We start from the raw sequence: 15,999 nt of genomic DNA on the forward strand, positions 1-15,999 counted from the left end.
GGACCAGCCGGCCGCTTGCGGCTAAAATAGAGGTCTGGTTCGCACTTCTTTCAACATGTCCCGACGCATCATTCCTCTTGCCGACGTCAGCGGGATGCCGGACGTCTCCGGCGTCGCGCATGCCCCAGACGGCACGCTGGCCGACACGTTCGCCAGGCCGCTGCGCGACTTGCGCATTTCGGTGACGGACCGCTGCAACTTCCGTTGCGTGTACTGCATGCCGCGTGCGGTCTTCGACAAGGACTACCCGTTCCTGCCGCACAGCGCACTGCTCACGCACGAGGAAATCGAGCGCGTGGCACGGCTCTTCGTCGCACATGGCGTCGAGAAGATCCGCATCACCGGCGGCGAGCCGCTGCTGCGCAAGAATCTCGAATTCCTGATCGAGCGCCTCGCGCGGCTGACGACGCACGCCGGCCGCCCGCTCGACCTGACGCTGACGACCAACGGCTCATTGCTGGCGCGCAAGGCGCGGGCACTGAAGGACGCCGGGCTCACACGCGTGACGGTCAGCCTCGATGCGCTCGACGATGCGCTGTTCAAGCGCATGAACGATGCCGAGTTCGCGAGCGCCGACGTCCTCGACGGCATCTTCGCCGCGCAGGCCGCGGGCCTTGCGCCGGTCAAGGTCAACATGGTCGTGAAGCGCGGCACCAACGACAGCGAGATCCTGCCGATGGCCGAGCGTTTCCGCGGCACCGGCGTGGTCCTGCGCTTCATCGAATACATGGACGTCGGCACGTCGAACGGCTGGAACATGACCGAGGTGCTGCCGTCGGCCGACGTCGTCGCGCGGATCGCCGAACATTTCCCGCTGGTGCCGCTCGAGCCGCACACGGCGGCCGAAACCGCGCAACGCTGGGGCTACGCGGACGGCAGCGGCGAGATCGGCGTGATCTCGAGCGTCACGCAGGCGTTTTGCGGCGACTGCACGCGCGCACGGCTGTCGACCGAAGGCAAGCTGTACCTGTGCCTGTTCGCGTCGACGGGTCACGACCTGCGCGCGCTCGTGCGCGGCGGCGCGAGCGACGCGGAGATCGCGACCGCAATTGCCCGCATCTGGCAGGCCCGCACCGACCGCTATTCGCAGCTGCGCGGCAGCGCGTCGGCCGAAGCCATGCCCGACGGCACAGGCAAGCGTGTCGAAATGTCGTATATCGGCGGCTGACGCACGCCGGCCCGTTCCGCTCTCGCACGATGCCCGCTTCCGCCTCCCCGTCAATCACCGGCCTGCTGCTCGCAGGCGGGCGCGGCACGCGCATGGACGGCGTCGACAAGGGCCTGCAGCTGCTCGACGGCACGCCGCTCGCGCTGCACGTGCTGCGCCGGCTGTCGCCGCAGGTCGACGAGACGCTGATCAGCGCAAATCGCCATGCCGACCGCTATGCCGAACTCGGTGCGCCGTTCGATGCGCGCATCGTCGCGGACGAAACACCCGACTTCCCCGGCCCGCTCGCGGGCCTGCTCGCCGGCATGCGGGCGGCGCGCGCGCCGCTCGTCGTGTGCTCGCCGTGCGATACGCCCTACCTGCCCGCCGACCTCGTCGCGCGGCTGCGCGCAGCCCTCGACGCGCAACAGGCCGACATCGCGATGGCCGTGACCGTCGATGCAGCGCAGGCGCGCTCGCCGCAGCCGACGTTCGCGCTGCTGCGCACGTCGCTGGCCGACGACCTGGCCGCCCGGCTCACGGCCGGCGACCGCAAGGTGCGTGCGTGGTACGCACGCCACAAGACGGTCGAAGTCGAGTTTCGCGACGAGCGTGCGTTTTACAATGCCAACTCCTGGCAGGAACTCGCCGCGCTGGCCCGTCGCTGACGGCGCACGCGCCGTTACCGCCCGGCACCCGCCGCACGCGAAACCCGCGTCCGGGCACCCTCCTTGCGCCACCGGCCACGAACCCGATACGCCTTGCGGCGCAGTCCGACTGATGATCACGCAATCCTCGCCCGCCCCCCGATCCGCACCCGATTCCGATGCGCCGCTGTCGCTCGCCGACGCACAGGCACTCGCGTGCCGTTTCGCGGTGCCGGTCGACGCGTGCGACACGGTGACGCTGCGCGATGCGCTCGACCGCGTGCTCGCGGCCGACGTGAATGCGCCGTTCGACATTCCCGCGTACGACAACTCGGCGATGGACGGCTATGCATTCGACGGCAGCGCCGGCACGCCCGTGTCGCCGCAAGGTGATATCGAGATGACGGTCGCCGGCGCCGCGTTCGCGGGCCATCCGTTCGACGGCGCCGTGGCAGCCGGCTCATGCGTGCGCATCATGACGGGCGCGCCGATGCCGGCCGGATGCGACACGGTGATCCCGCAGGAACGCGTGCGCGTCGACGGCGACACGATCCGTTTCGCCGCGCACGACGCCGCGCCCGGCGCGAACTGCCGCAAGGCCGGCGAGGATCTCGCGCGCGGCGCCCGCGCGCTCGCCGCGGGCCGCATCCTGCGCCCGTCCGATCTCGGCCTGCTCGCCTCGTTCGGTTTCAGCGACGTCACGGTGCGCCGCCGCGTGCGCGTCGCCGTGTTCTCGACCGGCGACGAACTGCGCGAGCCCGCCGAACCGCTCGGTCGCGGCGCGCTGTACGACAGCAATCGCGGCATGCTGATCGCGATGCTGGAACGGCTGCATGTCGACGCGATCGATCTCGGGATCGTCCGCGACGACCCGGCCGCGCTCGAAGCCGCGCTGCGCGACGCCGTCGCCGCGCAGGCCGATGCGGTGATCACGTCGGGCGGCGTGTCGGTCGGCGAAGCCGACTTCACGCGCGACGTGATGGCAAAACTCGGCGACGTGACGTTCGCGAGTCTCGCGCTGCGGCCCGGCCGGCCGCTTGCGTGCGGCACGCTCGCACGCGCGGCCGACGGCGCCGGCCACGCGCTGTTTTTCGGCTTGCCCGGCAATCCGGTCGCGTCCGCCGTGACGTTCTACGCGATCGTGCGCCCGGCACTGCTGACGCTGGCCGGCGCGCAGGCAACGCCGCCGGCGATGTACACGGCACTCAGCACGCAAGCGCTGAAGAAGCGCCCCGGCCGCACCGACTACCTGCGCGGCATCGCGACTCGCGCCGCCGACGGCCGCTGGCACGTCACGCCGGCCGGTTCGCAGAGTTCCGCATCGCTGAGCGGCCTCGCGGCCGCCAACTGTTTCATCGTCCTGGGCCACGATGTCGCGGCAGTCGACGCGGGCACCCCGGTCGACATCCTGCCGCTCGACGGCCTGATCTGAATTCCACTATCGGTATATCTCTACGGGGGCAATCCACACATGAAGAAGCAAATCTCGTCGATCGCCGCGGGGCAGACCGCAAAGGCGCTGATCCTCGTCTACCTGACGTTCAGCGTGCCGATCGTGCTGCTCGGCATTCTCGTCGCGTACATCCGCTACGGGATGGTCGAATTGAGCACGATCCTGAGCGCACTGCTGCTGAACGCCATTCTCGGCTTCGTGCTGCTGTGGATCGCCTGCCACGCGTACAACTGGGTCGCATCGCGTTTCGGCGGCATCGAGATCGTGCTGTCCGACCCGCCGGAGGAAGCGTGAGCGGCATGCCGCTGATCCGCGCAGCCGAATCGCGCGACGTCGGCGCGATCCTCGCGCTGATGCGCGAGCTGGCCGAGTTCGAGAAGCTCACGAATCTGTTCGTCGCGACCGAGGCCGATCTCGCCGATGCACTGTTCGGCGCACACCCCGCCGCCGAAGCGCGAGTAGCCGAGCAGGACGGCGCGATCGTCGCGTACGCGCTGTTCTTCCACAACTATTCGACGTTCCTCGGCCGTCGCGGCCTCTATCTCGAGGACCTGTACGTGCAGCCGTCGCAGCGCGGCACGGGCCTCGGCACCGCGATGCTGCGTCATCTCGCGGCACTGGCCGTCGAGCGCCGTTGCGGGCGCTTCGAATGGTCTGTCCTCGACTGGAACCAGCCGGCGATCGATTTCTACGAGAAGATGGGCGCCACCGTGCTGCCCGACTGGCGCATCGTCCGCGTGACGGGCGACGCGCTGGATACGCTCGCCGGACAATGAGCGCAGGCCGGCCGCGCCGGCGATCGCATCAGACATGGCTTCAAAAGGAAAACGGGCGCCCGTTTTTCGTTCCGGCTGCGGCCGGCGACACGCGTCATGCGTCGTCCGCATCGGCGCCGTCGGCGCCTTCCGCACCAAGCAGCCCGGCCGCCGCGTCGCCCGGCAGCGCCTCGACCTGCTTCAGCTTGCGGCTCATCACGCGCGTGCGCTGCTCGGCGGACTCGATCGAGCGCGTGACCGTTTCGAGCTGCGCCTTCGTGCGCGCGAGCACGTCGCCGAACTTGCCGAACTCCGTCTTGACCGCGCCGAGCACCTGCCACACCTCGCTCGAACGCTGCTCGATCGCGAGCGTGCGGAAACCCATCTGCAGGCTGTTCAGCAGTGCGGTGAGCGTCGTCGGCCCGGCAACCGTCACGCGATAGTCGCGCTGCAGCAGGTCCGTCAGGCCGGGGCGGCGCAGGATCTCCGCGTAGAGCCCCTCGGTCGGCAGGAACAGCAGCGCGAAATCGGTCGTGTGCGGCGGCGCGACGTACTTCTCGGCGATCGTGCGCGCTTCCAGCCGCACGCGCGTCTCGAGCGCACGAGCGGCCTCCTCGACAGCCGCCGCATCGGCCCGCTCCTGCGCATCGATCAGCCGCTCGTAGTCCTCGCGCGGGAATTTCGCGTCGATCGGCAGCCACACGGGCGGCGCATCGCGCGTGCCGGCGTCACGCCCCGGCAGCCGGATCGCGAACTCGACGCGCTCGGTGCTCTTCGGCACCGTCGCGACATTCTTCGCGTACTGGTCGGGCGTCAGCATCTGTTCGAGCAGCGCCTCGAGCTGCACTTCGCCCCAGGTGCCGCGCGTCTTCACGTTGGTCAGCACCTTCTTCAGGTCGCCGACGCCGGCCGCGAGCGTCTGCATCTCGCCGAGCCCGCGATGGACCTGTTCGAGCCGGTCCGACACGAGCTTGAACGATTCGCCGAGACGCTGCTCGAGCGTCGCATGCAGCTTCTCGTCGACGGTGCGGCGCATCTCTTCGAGCTTCGCCGCGTTGTTGGTCTCGATTTCCTTCAGCCGCTGCTCGAGCGTCGCGCGCACCTCGCCGATCCGGCGGTCGTTCGCCTCGGTCAGCTGCGTGAGCTGCCGGTTCAACGTGTCACCGAACAGCCGGAGCGCGCCCGTCTGCTCCTCGCGCGCCTGCTGCGCCTGGCGCTGCACGCTCTCGCGCATCGCGTCGAACTGCTGCGCATTGCCGGCGACGAGCTTGCCGAGCTGCTGCGCGAAGCCTTCGATCTGATTGTTCTGCACGGTCGCCACGCTCGTCAGCTGCGCGGCGAGCGTCTGCTGAAGCTGCGCGAAGCTGCCGGCCAGCTCGGTGCGCGAGCCGCGCGCGTTCTCGACGATCTCGCCGCGCAATTCGCGTTCGAGGCGCTCGACCGCACGCGCCTGCGCATGCGCGGCGTCCTCGATCTGGTCGCCGAGCACCGCCGCATCGTCGTGACGGCCGCCGCCGCGCACGAGCGCGACGATCGCCACCGCGAGCGCGACGGCCAGCACGACGACCGCCGCAAGCAACAATGTCATGGTCATGCGCGCGGCTTCCCGATCACGTCAGGGTTGATCGGATTCGGCGGCTGCCCGGCACGCGGCCCCTCGCCCAGTGCGGCAATCAGGTTGTCGGCGGCGAGGTTCGCCATCGCGCGGCGCGTCTTTTCGGTCGCGCTCGCGATATGCGGCGTCAGCACGACGTTCGGCACCTCGAGCAGCGCCGGATGCACGGTCGGCTCGCCTTCGTACACGTCGAGGCCGGCCGCGGCGATCGTCCCGTCGCGCAGCGCGGCAGCCAGCGCCGCGTCGTCGACGATCCCGCCGCGCGCGATGTTGGTCAGCGTCGCCGTGGGCTTCATCTTCGCGAGCTCGGCCGCCCCGATCGTGTGATGGTTCTCCTGCGTGTACGGCAGCACGAGCACGACGTGATCGGCACGCGCAAGCAGCACATCCTTCGATACGTATTCGGCGTTCAGCTCGGCCTCGATCTCGGGCGCGACCCGCGAACGGTTGTGATAGATCACTTGCATCCCGAAGCCGCGGGCGCGGCGCGCGAGCGCCTGGCCGATGCGGCCCATTCCGATCACGCCGAGCGTCGAGCCGTAGATGTCGGCGCCGAGGAAGCCGTCGTACGCCCACTTCTGCCAGTGACCGGCACGCAGCCAGTGCTCGGATTCGGCGATCCGGCGCGCGGCGGCCATCATCAGCGCCCAGCCGAAATCGGCGGTCGACTCGTTCAGCACGTCGGGCGTGTTGGTGCCGAGCACGTTCGCCGCGTTGAACGCGGCCATGTCGAAGTTGTTGTAGCCGACCGCCATGTTCGCCACGACGCGCAAGCGCGGTGCCGCCGCGAGCGTGGCCGCGCCGACCGGGTCGCCGGCCGTCAGCGCGCCGTCCTTGTCGGCGAGACGCGCGGCGAGCGCGTCGGGCGCGAGCGCGTCGCCGTTGTTCCAGTCGACTTCGAAATACTGCTCGAGCCGTTCGATCACGTCCGGAAAGATCGGACGCGCGACCAGGATCTTCTGCATCGCCATCTCCGTATGCCGCGGGCCGCTCGCGGTGCGCGTCGCGCCGCCGGGATCGCCCGCGCTGGGTTGAAAGTCGTCAGGTTACGCCGGGAAGAAGATCAGCGACGTCAGCAGGAACACGGGGACCAGAATCACGAGTGCCCAGCCGAGGTACGCAAAGAAGCTCGGCATCTTCACGCCGCGCGACTCCGCGATCGCCTTCACCATGAAGTTCGGCGCGTTGCCGATATAGCTGTTCGCGCCCATGAACACCGCGCCCGCGGATATCGCGGCGAGCGTCGAGGCGCCCGTCGTCATCAGCGCCTGCGCATCGCCGCCCGCGAGGTTGAAGAACACGAGATAGGTCGGCGCGTTGTCGAGGAACGACGACAGCAGGCCCGTCGCCCAGAAGTACATCGCGTCGATCGGCTTGCCGTCCGGCCCCGTGACGAGATGGACGATCTGCGCGAACGCACCGTCCGCCCCCGCGCGCAGGATCACGATCACCGGCGCGATCGTCACGAAGATCCCGGCAAACAGCTTTGCGACCTCCTCGATCGGCGCCCAGTTGAACGCGTTGCCCTCGCGCGCGGAGCGCGGCGTCAGCGCGAGCGACGCGAGCGTCACGCCCACGAGCGCGACGTCGCGCACGAGGTTCTGCAACGCCACGTGCGTGCCCCACACGTCGAACGTGATGCCGGGCTTCCACACGCCGCTCATCAGCACGAGCGCGATCACGGCCGCGAGCAGCACGAAGTTGATCTTGCCGTCGATCGACAGCGCCGCGGCATCGGGTGTCGGATCGAGCGCGGCCGGCCGCTCCTCGCCGCCCTTCCGGTAGAAGTACGTATCGAGCGCGAAGAACAGCGCCAGCAGCACGACGCAGATGAACAGCATCGGCAGCGCGAGATGCGTGGTGGTCCAGAAGAAGCTGACGCCGTTCAGGAAGCCGAGGAACAGCGGCGGATCGCCGAGCGGCGACAGCGAGCCGCCCGCATTCGCGACGAGGAAGATGAAGAAGATCACGACGTGCACGACATGCTTGCGGTTGTCGTTCGCGCGCAGGAGCGGCCGGATCAGCAGCATCGCGGCGCCCGTCGTGCCCATCACGCTCGCGAGCAGCGTGCCGAGCGCGAGAATCGCGGTGTTCAGCTTCGGCGAGCCGTGCAGGTTGCCGTTCACGCAGATGCCGCCCGCGACCGTATAGAGCGCGGTGAGCAGCACGATGAACGGAATGTATTCCTCGAGCAGCGCATGCACGAGCGTGCCGAACGCGGTGCCCGCGCCGAACGCGAACGCGAACGGGATCAGGAACACGACCGCCCAGCCGGCCGCGATCTTGCCGAAGTGGTGATGCCAGAACACCGGCGCGACGAGCGGGAACAGCGCGATCGACAGCAGGATCCCGGCAAACGGGATGCCCCAGAGTGCGGACAGCGTGGCACCGTCGAGCGTGGCGGCCGATGCGAGCGCGGGCGCCGCGCCAAGCGCGATTCCCGACGCCATGCCCGCCCAGGCGGCATGTCGTTTCATGCAGGACTTCCTTGTTCGAGTGATAGGGGGTGCAGCGGGCGCGTCATGCGCCGCGTACGACGATCACGTGCACGCGGTACGGGCCGTGCGCGCCCAGTACGATGGTCTGCTCGATGTCGCCCGTGCGCGACGGGCCCGACACGAAATTGACCGCGCGCGGCAATTCGCCGCGCTCCGCGCGGATCAGCGCGAACGCGTCTTCATGCCCGGCGACGATCCGCGAAGCCGGTACGATCGCAATGTGGGTTTCCGGCAGCAGGCCGGCCGATGCATAGGTGTCGGGGCCCGACAGCAGCACCAGCGAACCCGTTTCGGCGGTCGCGCAAAAACAGCCGGTGAGGCCGACGAGATCGCCGTCGCGCGGCTTGCGGCATTCGACCGACAGGCCGGCGCCGGCCCAGTCGAGATCGGCGAGCGTGCGCCACGCGACGGCCTGCGCCGGCAGGCCATGAGCGGAAAGATAGCGGGCAGCGGCGGCGGGCGCGTCGGCCAGCGTCGCGACTTCGTCGACCGTGGTCGACAGGCGCGCCGCTTCGTCGACGAAGGCGGCGACGAGGTCGGCCGGCGCCGGCGGGCGCGGGCCCTGCGGATGCTGCGCGAGATAGTCGGCGACGCCGTCGCGCTCCGCTGCATCGGGTTCGGCCGCGCGCCCCTGCGCCGCGCGGATGCGCGCGAGGATCTGGCGACGGGCAGCGGAAGTGTCCATGAACGGTCCTCGTGACAGTGGCATGCAATACCGTCCGATTATACCGGCCGCCCCTGCCGCCACGCACCTTCGGCCGAACGGCCGGCGGCTACTTCGACGCGTCTTCCTCGACCGGCTGCGCAATGCCGAACACCTGGCGCAGGTACGCGAGATACGCCTTGTCGTCGCACATGCTCTTGCCCGGCGAATCCGACAGCTTCGCGACCGGCTGGCCGTTGCAGCGGACCATCTTGATCACGATCTGCAGCGGCACGTAGCCGAGATCGTTGGTGAGGTTTGTGCCGACGCCGAACGCGAGCTTGCAGCGGCCGCGGAACCGTTCGTACAACTGCATGACCTTCGGGATGTCGAGTGCGTCCGAGAACACGAGCACCTTGGTGCGCGGGTCGCAGCGGTTCGCCTCGTAGTGGCGCAGCATCCGCTCGCCCCAGTCGAACGGATCGCCCGAATCGTGGCGCGCGCCGTCGAACAGCTTGCAGAAGTACATGTCGAAGTCGTTCAGGAACGCATCCATTCCGTAGACGTCCGACAGCGCGATCCCGAGGTCGCCGCGGTATTCCTTCGCCCACATCTCGAACCCGTAGATCTGCGAATCGCGCAGCCGCGGGCCGAGCGCCTGGCACGCCTGCAGGTACTCGTGCGCCATCGTGCCGAGCGGCGTGATGTCGTGCTTCATCGCATACAGCACGTTGCTCGTGCCCGCGAACTGCGGGCCGAGCCCGTCGCGCAGCGTGAGCGCGACTTCCTCGTGCCAGACCTTCGAGAAGCGCCGGCGCGTGCCGTAGTCGGCGATCTTGCAGTCGGCGAACTCGGGCTTCGCGCCGAGCAGCTTGATCTTCTCGCGCAGCCGCTCGCGGCCCTCGCGATAGTCGGGCTCACGCTGCGTGTTGCGGAAATAGACTTCGTTGACGATCGCGAGCACCGGGATCTCGAACAGGATCGTGTGCAGCCACGGCCCCTCGATCACGATGTCGATCTCGCCATTGCCCTTCGGCGACGGCGTGATCGAGATGTATTTCTCGTTCAGGTGGAACAGCGCGAGGAAGTCGACGAAATCGCTCTTGATGAAGCGCATCCGCCGCAGGTAGTCGAGTTCGACGTCGGAAAAGCGCAGCGCGCACAGGCCGCGCACCTCGTCGCGGATCTCGTCGATGTACGGCACGAGGTCGACGCCCGGCGTGCGGCATCGGAAACGGTATTCGACGTTTGCAGCGGGAAAGTGATGCAGGACGACCTGCATCATCGTGAACTTGTAGAGATCCGTGTCGAGCAGCGAAGTGATGATCATGATTACGGCACCGCCAATATCGTGACAGGGCCCCGGCGCACCGCGCGCCGCCCGGTCTGTCGGCCATGTTACCCGAATGCGGGCCCGACCATCGTGAAACCGCCCGCCGCCCTGCGTGCGGGCATCCGCTTTGCGCACCCCATAAACTAATCACGAAACGATATAAGCCGGATAGCCGACCACGCCATGCGGGTTTTGCGCTTCAGTTACAATGCCGCTTTTGGCGCAAACGCCACCCCATATATACCGCCAAGCAGGAGCGTTTTAATGACTCACGTTGTGACCGAAGGCTGCATCAAGTGCAAATACACGGACTGCGTGGATGTGTGCCCGGTGGATTGCTTCCGTGAAGGTCCCAACTTTCTCGCCATCGATCCGGACGAGTGCATCGACTGCGCCGTGTGCGTCGCCGAGTGCCCGACCAATGCGATCTATGCCGAAGAAGACGTTCCGGGCGACCAGCAGCAGTTCACCGAGCTGAATGCCGAGCTGGCAAAGAGCTGGCCGTCGATCACGAAGACCAAGCCGGCACCGGCCGACGCGGACGAGTGGAAGGACGTGCAGGAGAAGCTGCACCTGCTCGAGCGCTGATCGCGCAGCGGGCGCGAAAAAAATTTTGTGCATCGCGGCCCAAAAGTATTGACAGGTTAGCGACCACTCCATATAATCTCGTTTCTCTGCTGTTGTTGTTTGTTCCCCGATAGCTCAGTCGGTAGAGCGCCGGACTGTTAATCCGTAGGTCCCTGGTTCGAGCCCAGGTCGGGGAGCCAAAAACACAAAGGCCCGTTGAAAGTAGACGGGTTTTTTGTTGGAAACAACACACGCAGATATACCGATTTATTCCCCGATAGCTCAGTCGGTAGAGCGCCGGACTGTTAATCCGTAGGTCCCTGGTTCGAGCCCAGGTCGGGGAGCCAGACAGCGAAAGGCCCGTCATTCGACGGGCCTTTTGTTTTTCCGGCCGCCCGCTCGCTTCTCCGCCTTTCATCGCCCGGTCACGCGCGTGCTAGAGTCTCTGTCCCGCATTCGCATCCGGTTCCGTCGATGAAGCATCGCCTCCTCCGCTCCGCCCCGTTCGCCCTCCTGTTTTCCGCATTCGCCGCGGCACCGCTCGCGCACGCGGAGGAAGTCGGCAGCGTCAACACCCATTTCCGCGTCACGGGCTCCGACCGCGTGGTCGTCGAAGCGTATGACGATCCGGTCGTGAACGGCGTGACCTGCTACGTGTCGCGCGCCCGCACCGGCGGGATCAAGGGCACGCTCGGCGTCGCCGAGGATCCGAGCGAAGCGTCGATCGCGTGCCGGCAGGTCGGCCCGATCAGCTTCAAGGAGCCGCTCAAGCAGCAGACCGACGTGTTCAGCGAGCGCATGTCGTTCATCTTCAAGACGCTGCACGTCGTGCGCGTCGTCGACACGAAGCGCAACACGATCGTCTATCTGACCTACAGCGACCGAATCGTCAGCGGCAGCCCGAAGAACGCCGTCACCGCGGTGCCGATGCCGGCCGGCACGACGATTCCGGTCAAGTAACGCGCACACCGGCCGGGCGCGCGAGCGATACACTGTCGGTTCGACCGCTCCCGCGCCCGATCATGTCCGCCACCCGCCTTCCCGACGCCGCACGCTACTGGCGCACGCCGCTGCTGCCGGACGCGGATCTGCTCACGGCCACCTATCGCGATCACGCGTTCGCGCCGCACTGGCACGACGCGTACACGATCCCCGTGATTCTCGAAGGCGCGGAACGGTTCACCTATCGCGGTGCCGGCTATGTCGCCGAAACGGGCACCGTGCCCGTGATCAATCCCGGCGAAGTGCATACAGGGTCGCGTGCCACCGACGAAGGCTGGTGCTATCGCGTCAGCTACATGCCGGTGGAATTCATCCACGCACTCGCAAGCGAGATCGCCGGCCGCCCGCAGGAGGCTCCCTGGTTTGCCCCCGGCGTGATTCGCGATCCCGATCTCGCGGCCCGGCTCACGCTGGCGCACCGGATGATGGAGGCCGGCAGCGAGCGCGCGCTGTCGTCGCAGGCACATGCGCCCGGGCAGCCGGCGGATGATCCAGCGCCCGACGCACCACGCATCTACGATCCGCTCGCCGCCGAAACCGCGATGCTCGACGCGCTGTCGACGTTGATCGCGCGCCACGCCGACGTGCGGCCGCAACCGGCGCCGCTCGCGACCGACGAACCACGCGTCGACGCCATGCGCGAGCGGCTCGCAGGCGACCTGCTGTCCACGGTGACGCTCGACGACGTCGCGCAGGCCGTCGGCCTGTCGCCGTTCCACGCGGCGCGCCTGTTCACGCGCACGACCGGCATGCCGCCGCATGCATGGCGCAACCAGCTGCGGCTGCAGCGCGCGCTGGCGCCGCTACGCGCGGGCGTGCCCGTCGCCGACGTCGCGGCGGCCAGCGGCTTCGTCGACCAGAGCCACTTCACGCGACATTTCAAACGGATGTTCGGCGTACCGCCCGGACGCTGGCAGGCGAGCTGACGCGCGGTGCCCGGCAGCGGGCAACCGCAGCGCCATCCGCGCCGGCCGGCACCGGGGCATCGCCCCGCCCCGATTCCGCGAGCGCAAGAACATACAAGCCGGCCCGCCGCCCGCTGGCTATCCTCCTGTTCATGGAGGAGACCCTTTGAACCCGACACCCGCCTCGCCGCCTCGCCGCCCGCTCAACGAATGGCTCGACGGCGCGCGCGACACGATTCCGATGATGATCGGCGCAGCACCGTTCGGCGTGATTTTCGGCACGCTCGTCGGCGGCGGCCCGCTCGCCGCATGGCACGGCGCGCTGATGTCGCTCGCCGTGTTCGCGGGCTCCGCGCAGTTCATCGCGCTCGGCCTGATCGCCGGCAGCGCGAGCTTCGTCGTCGTGCTCGCGACCACGCTGATCGTGAACCTGCGCCACCTGCTGTACAGCGCGACGCTCGCGCCCTATGTCGCGCACCTGCCGCTGCGCTGGCGCGCGACGCTCGGCGCGTTGATGACCGACGAGGTGTTCGCGGTCGCCTATGCGCACTACCGGCACTTCGCGCCCGGCACGATCGGCCCCCACTACTTCTTCGGGTCCGGGCTCGCGATGTACCTGAACTGGCAGGTCTGGACGCTCGCGGGCATCGGCTTCGGCGCGGCGTTCCCGGGCCTGCAGTCGCTCGGCCTCGATTTCGCGATGGCGGCCACCTTCATCGCGATCGTCGTCCCGCAACTCGGCACGCTGCGCTATTTCGCGGCGGCCGCGACGGCCGGCACGCTTGCGTACTTCTGGCAGGACTGGCCGTACAAGCTCGGGTTGCTCGGCGCGGTCGCCGCCGGTGTCGCGATCGGCGTCGTGCTCACGCTGCTGCACGAACGCACGCGCACCGGCTCGCGCACGGAGGCTGCATCATGAGCTACGCGTTGCTGATCCTCGGCATGGCCGTCATTACGTACGCGATTCGCTCGACGCTGTTCCTGTTCGGCGAACGGCTGACCTTCCCGCCGCTCGTGCGGACCGCGCTCGGCTTCGTCCCCGTCACCGTGCTGACGGCGATCATCGTGCCGATGACCGTCTCGCCGCACGGCGGCACGGCCGAGCTCACCTGGCGCAATCCGCAACTCGTCGGCGCGCTCGCCGCCGTGCTCGTGTCGGCGGCAACCCGCCGCCCGCTCGTGACGATCGCCGCGGGGCTCGCGGTGTTCTTCTTCTGGCAAGGGGTCGTGATCCCGCACTGGCTGCCCGCCTGAGCGGTCGCTCTACCCGCGCGCTCAAGTTTTCGCCCGGCGCGCCGATATAGGGAATGAAGACCCGCCACCGGCCTCGGCGCGTACCGGTCAGTCGACGCTGCGCCCGCTCCGGTGCGCCGTGCCGGCCGTCGGCTTGCGCGGGCCGCCATCGAGACGATTCATGGGCCAGATCACCCTTTCCCTCAAGGACGACACGCTCGAGTCCTTACGCAAGGACTACGACGCGTTCGTCCGCGTGTCGCTGAAACTCGACCCGCAGTTCGCGACGCCGTCGTTCGAGGATTTCCTGCGCGCCAAGTTGCTCGACAACATGGTGCCGCTGACCGAGCACGCGGTGCAGCGGATGCTGCAGGGCGGCCAGTACGCGTGGGCCAAGCGCACGCTCGACAAGGAATTTCCGGACGTCGTCGCGATCCTGATGCGACAGGCCGGCGAATTCGGCTTCGGCTTCGCATCGCGCTCCGAATGGACCCCCGACGAACTCGCGAAAGCGTGCCGCGACTGGGCGAAGGCGATCGTCGCCGAAGCGCAGGGCGACCCGTCGCTGATCGACCCGCTTGCATCGCAGATCAAGGGCGCCGCACAAGACATCCAGACGCTCGAGGAACTGATGCAGACGCCCGCGTGGCGGCTCGCCGAATCGTTGCGCCAGCGCATTTACGAGGCCAAGCTCGCGTGCGAGATGAGCGTCGGCAGCACCGCGCGCGACAAGCTCGGCGAACTGCGCGGGCTGCTGCGGCTCGGGCTCGCGCATGGCTCGTTCCAGAAGCAGGAAGCGCAGCAGATCATGGAATACCTGCGGCTGCTGAAGCCGGAGATCTTCGTCGAGGAACCGTACGACGTCTTCGCGCGGCTCGCCGCATGGCTGCGCGGCGTGTTCACACCGGCCGCCGTGCGACCGGCGCCGGGACAACCGGGACAGGGGCCAGGACAGCGCCGGCCGTGACCGCGCCCCGCCCGCCGAAAGCATGAACCCATGAAAACGGCCCGGTTCGCGCAAAGCGAACCGGGCCGTCGGATGGCCTCCGGCGCGACGCCCAGGGGGCCAGCGTCACGCGGCGCCAGGCGCCGCTTACTGCGTGGCGCCCTGGGCCGATGCACCGCCTTCCGCGCCGACCGACGCGCCGCCTTCGGTCGCTTCGCCGGCCTTCGCCTTGGCTGCGCCGACATGGCCCTTGGCCGACTTCGCGGCATGCTTCGTGTGCTTCTTGGCCGAATGGACGGCCGACGACGCCGAATCCTTCGCACCGTCGGCTGCCGCGCCGACCGCATCCGTGGCACCGCCGACCGCGTTGCCCGACGCGTTCGCGCCGGCACCGCCCTGCACGCCTGCGCCGACACCTGCCGCCGGAGTCTGCGCCTGCACGCCGGCACCGGCCGCACCCTGCGCCGCCGTACCCGTCTGGGCAAATGCGGCCGAGGTGGCGAACGCCGTCAGCGCGGCACCGATCAGCATCGTACGAATCTTGGACATGGCAATTCTCCTCGAGAAGTTGTGAGCCCGGACCGCATCGATGCGGTCCGTCGCGTCCCCTGCCGCAACACGCAGCAGGTACGACAAAAGACCCGCGGCGCGCCCGGCCGGTTCTCGAATCTCTCAGACTGTTACCCACCGTTTCATTTGCTGACGAATCGCTCACAGTCCTTAACAACTGCGTGCCGCGGCGGCCCGCGCTCGCGTGCCTGCCCGCGGTGCCGTATGATGCGGAGCGTTTCCTCCCGCGCCCTGCGCACCTTCTTCGTCATGCCCAATCTCGATTTCACGCTGACCGGCGAATACGTCGAGCTGCACAACCTTCTCAAGATCACCGGCCTCGCGGACAGCGGCGGCACCGCGAAGCTGATCGTCGCGTCCGGCGCGGTGAAAGTCGACGGCAACGTCGAGCTGCGCAAGACCTGCAAGATCCGCGCGGGCCAGGTCGTGCTGCTCGGCGACACGCGCATCGCGGTGCGCGAGGCCTAGGGCCTGTTCACGCTAATAACGGGCTTGCGAACGTGCCTTGCCGGTCGCAATGCAAGGAGGGAGGAGCGCCGTTTGGCCGCGCCAAACAAGCGACGATCGACGCCGCAGTGCGGCCGGCAAGGCACGTTCCCCTGTTGTTTGGAAAATTCATTCGTGGGGCTGGCCCGCTATTAGCGTGAACAGGCCCTAGCACTCGCGCGTTCCCCTGTCCGCGACA

The 15,999-nt window shown here is 68.2% G+C and carries 18 protein-coding genes and 2 tRNA genes; 14 read left to right on the forward strand and 6 right to left on the reverse strand.

The genetic code is table 11. The features are described 5' to 3' along the window. Positions 1-55: 55 nt before the first annotated feature. The 5 genes from moaA (at position 56) to DIE03_RS31120 (ending at position 4,023) form a co-directional block, all read left to right on the forward strand. A complete protein-coding gene (gene moaA / locus DIE03_RS31100) occupies positions 56-1,168 on the forward strand; it encodes a GTP 3',8-cyclase MoaA (protein WP_124456033.1) in 1,113 nt (370 codons plus the stop codon). Positions 1,169-1,197: 29 nt separating this feature from the next. Next, the gene (gene mobA / locus DIE03_RS31105) at positions 1,198-1,815 is read left to right on the forward strand and encodes a molybdenum cofactor guanylyltransferase MobA (protein WP_124456034.1); all 618 of its coding nucleotides are present in this window, start codon (positions 1,198-1,200) and stop codon (positions 1,813-1,815) included. 112 nt (positions 1,816-1,927) lie between these two features. After that, positions 1,928-3,226 (forward strand): gephyrin-like molybdotransferase Glp, encoded by a 1,299-nt coding sequence (gene glp, locus DIE03_RS31110; RefSeq protein ID WP_124456035.1) that lies wholly within the window; start codon positions 1,928-1,930, stop codon positions 3,224-3,226. A 39-nt stretch (positions 3,227-3,265) separates the two neighbouring features. Then, positions 3,266-3,541: a hypothetical protein gene (locus DIE03_RS31115; protein ID WP_006476519.1), complete on the forward strand. Its 276-nt coding sequence runs from the start codon at positions 3,266-3,268 to the stop codon at positions 3,539-3,541. Further along, positions 3,538-4,023, forward strand: coding sequence for a GNAT family N-acetyltransferase (locus DIE03_RS31120; protein ID WP_124456036.1), 486 nt, complete (start codon positions 3,538-3,540; stop codon positions 4,021-4,023). Before DIE03_RS31115 ends, DIE03_RS31120 begins: the two co-directional genes overlap by 4 nt. Positions 4,024-4,117: 94 nt before the next feature. Here DIE03_RS31120 and rmuC read toward each other — a convergent pair whose 3' ends face one another. The 5 genes from rmuC to pncB all read right to left on the reverse strand — a co-directional run bounded on the left by rmuC (position 4,118) and on the right by pncB (position 10,088). Next, a complete protein-coding gene (gene rmuC / locus DIE03_RS31125; protein ID WP_124456037.1) occupies positions 4,118-5,596 on the reverse strand; it encodes a DNA recombination protein RmuC in 1,479 nt (492 codons plus the stop codon). Further along, the gene (locus DIE03_RS31130; RefSeq protein ID WP_124456038.1) at positions 5,593-6,582 is read right to left on the reverse strand and encodes a D-glycerate dehydrogenase; all 990 of its coding nucleotides are present in this window, start codon (positions 6,580-6,582) and stop codon (positions 5,593-5,595) included. The genes rmuC and DIE03_RS31130 overlap by 4 nt, the downstream gene beginning before the upstream one ends. A gap of 81 nt (positions 6,583-6,663) precedes the next feature. Further along, the gene (locus tag DIE03_RS31135) at positions 6,664-8,094 is read right to left on the reverse strand and encodes a sodium:proton antiporter (protein WP_124456039.1); all 1,431 of its coding nucleotides are present in this window, start codon (positions 8,092-8,094) and stop codon (positions 6,664-6,666) included. Between the two features lie 43 nt (positions 8,095-8,137). Further along, positions 8,138-8,800, reverse strand: coding sequence for a lactate utilization protein C (locus tag DIE03_RS31140; RefSeq protein WP_124456040.1), 663 nt, complete (start codon positions 8,798-8,800; stop codon positions 8,138-8,140). An 88-nt stretch (positions 8,801-8,888) separates the two neighbouring features. Then, positions 8,889-10,088, reverse strand: a complete 1,200-nt coding sequence (gene pncB / locus DIE03_RS31145; protein WP_124456041.1) for a nicotinate phosphoribosyltransferase — start codon at positions 10,086-10,088, stop codon at positions 8,889-8,891. Between the two features lie 267 nt (positions 10,089-10,355). On the opposite strand from pncB, the gene fdxA reads away from it, so the two are divergent. From fdxA to DIE03_RS31190, 8 genes are all read left to right on the forward strand, one after another. After that, entirely contained in the window at positions 10,356-10,679 is a 324-nt protein-coding gene (gene fdxA / locus DIE03_RS31155) for a ferredoxin FdxA (RefSeq protein WP_124456042.1), read from the forward strand. 103 nt (positions 10,680-10,782) lie between these two features. After that, positions 10,783-10,858: transfer RNA gene (locus DIE03_RS31160), tRNA-Asn, on the forward strand. 71 nt (positions 10,859-10,929) lie between these two features. Beyond that, positions 10,930-11,005, forward strand: a tRNA-Asn gene (locus DIE03_RS31165). A gap of 127 nt (positions 11,006-11,132) precedes the next feature. Beyond that, entirely contained in the window at positions 11,133-11,618 is a 486-nt protein-coding gene (locus DIE03_RS31170) for a CreA family protein (protein ID WP_124456043.1), read from the forward strand. A 62-nt stretch (positions 11,619-11,680) separates the two neighbouring features. Beyond that, complete coding sequence (locus tag DIE03_RS31175) at positions 11,681-12,586, forward strand: AraC family transcriptional regulator (RefSeq protein WP_124456044.1); 906 nt, start codon at positions 11,681-11,683, stop codon at positions 12,584-12,586. 145 nt (positions 12,587-12,731) lie between these two features. Further along, positions 12,732-13,484: an AzlC family ABC transporter permease gene (locus DIE03_RS31180; protein ID WP_124456045.1), complete on the forward strand. Its 753-nt coding sequence runs from the start codon at positions 12,732-12,734 to the stop codon at positions 13,482-13,484. After that, the gene (locus tag DIE03_RS31185; RefSeq protein WP_124456046.1) at positions 13,481-13,819 is read left to right on the forward strand and encodes an AzlD domain-containing protein; all 339 of its coding nucleotides are present in this window, start codon (positions 13,481-13,483) and stop codon (positions 13,817-13,819) included. The genes DIE03_RS31180 and DIE03_RS31185 overlap by 4 nt, the downstream gene beginning before the upstream one ends. Before the next feature lie 160 nt (positions 13,820-13,979). Continuing rightward, on the forward strand, positions 13,980-14,765 hold the full coding sequence (locus tag DIE03_RS31190; protein WP_124456047.1) for a DUF4088 family protein: 786 nt from the start codon (positions 13,980-13,982) through the stop codon (positions 14,763-14,765). 126 nt (positions 14,766-14,891) lie between these two features. Here DIE03_RS31190 and DIE03_RS31195 read toward each other — a convergent pair whose 3' ends face one another. Further along, the gene (locus DIE03_RS31195; RefSeq protein WP_124456048.1) at positions 14,892-15,293 is read right to left on the reverse strand and encodes a hypothetical protein; all 402 of its coding nucleotides are present in this window, start codon (positions 15,291-15,293) and stop codon (positions 14,892-14,894) included. A gap of 270 nt (positions 15,294-15,563) precedes the next feature. Here DIE03_RS31195 and DIE03_RS31200 point away from each other — a divergent pair, with 270 nt between their 5' ends. Then, on the forward strand, positions 15,564-15,782 hold the full coding sequence (locus DIE03_RS31200; protein ID WP_124456049.1) for an RNA-binding S4 domain-containing protein: 219 nt from the start codon (positions 15,564-15,566) through the stop codon (positions 15,780-15,782). Positions 15,783-15,999 lie beyond the last annotated feature (217 nt).

This window comes from Burkholderia sp. Bp8992 (assembly GCF_003853705.1).
Classification (GTDB): domain Bacteria; phylum Pseudomonadota; class Gammaproteobacteria; order Burkholderiales; family Burkholderiaceae; genus Burkholderia.

Coding starts and splice junctions, on each gene's coding strand:
- moaA (WP_124456033.1), top strand. CDS start 56: ATGTCCCGACGCATCATTCCTCTTGCCGACGTCAGCGGGATGCCGGAC.
- mobA (WP_124456034.1), top strand. CDS start 1,198: ATGCCCGCTTCCGCCTCCCCGTCAATCACCGGCCTGCTGCTCGCAGGC.
- glp (WP_124456035.1), top strand. CDS start 1,928: ATGATCACGCAATCCTCGCCCGCCCCCCGATCCGCACCCGATTCCGAT.
- DIE03_RS31115 (WP_006476519.1), top strand. CDS start 3,266: ATGAAGAAGCAAATCTCGTCGATCGCCGCGGGGCAGACCGCAAAGGCG.
- rmuC (WP_124456037.1), bottom strand. CDS start 5,596: ATGACCATGACATTGTTGCTTGCGGCGGTCGTCGTGCTGGCCGTCGCG.
- DIE03_RS31130 (WP_124456038.1), bottom strand. CDS start 6,582: ATGCAGAAGATCCTGGTCGCGCGTCCGATCTTTCCGGACGTGATCGAA.
- DIE03_RS31135 (WP_124456039.1), bottom strand. CDS start 8,094: ATGAAACGACATGCCGCCTGGGCGGGCATGGCGTCGGGAATCGCGCTT.
- DIE03_RS31140 (WP_124456040.1), bottom strand. CDS start 8,800: ATGGACACTTCCGCTGCCCGTCGCCAGATCCTCGCGCGCATCCGCGCG.
- pncB (WP_124456041.1), bottom strand. CDS start 10,088: ATGATCATCACTTCGCTGCTCGACACGGATCTCTACAAGTTCACGATG.
- fdxA (WP_124456042.1), top strand. CDS start 10,356: ATGACTCACGTTGTGACCGAAGGCTGCATCAAGTGCAAATACACGGAC.
- DIE03_RS31170 (WP_124456043.1), top strand. CDS start 11,133: ATGAAGCATCGCCTCCTCCGCTCCGCCCCGTTCGCCCTCCTGTTTTCC.
- DIE03_RS31175 (WP_124456044.1), top strand. CDS start 11,681: ATGTCCGCCACCCGCCTTCCCGACGCCGCACGCTACTGGCGCACGCCG.
- DIE03_RS31185 (WP_124456046.1), top strand. CDS start 13,481: ATGAGCTACGCGTTGCTGATCCTCGGCATGGCCGTCATTACGTACGCG.
- DIE03_RS31190 (WP_124456047.1), top strand. CDS start 13,980: ATGGGCCAGATCACCCTTTCCCTCAAGGACGACACGCTCGAGTCCTTA.
- DIE03_RS31195 (WP_124456048.1), bottom strand. CDS start 15,293: ATGTCCAAGATTCGTACGATGCTGATCGGTGCCGCGCTGACGGCGTTC.
- DIE03_RS31200 (WP_124456049.1), top strand. CDS start 15,564: ATGCCCAATCTCGATTTCACGCTGACCGGCGAATACGTCGAGCTGCAC.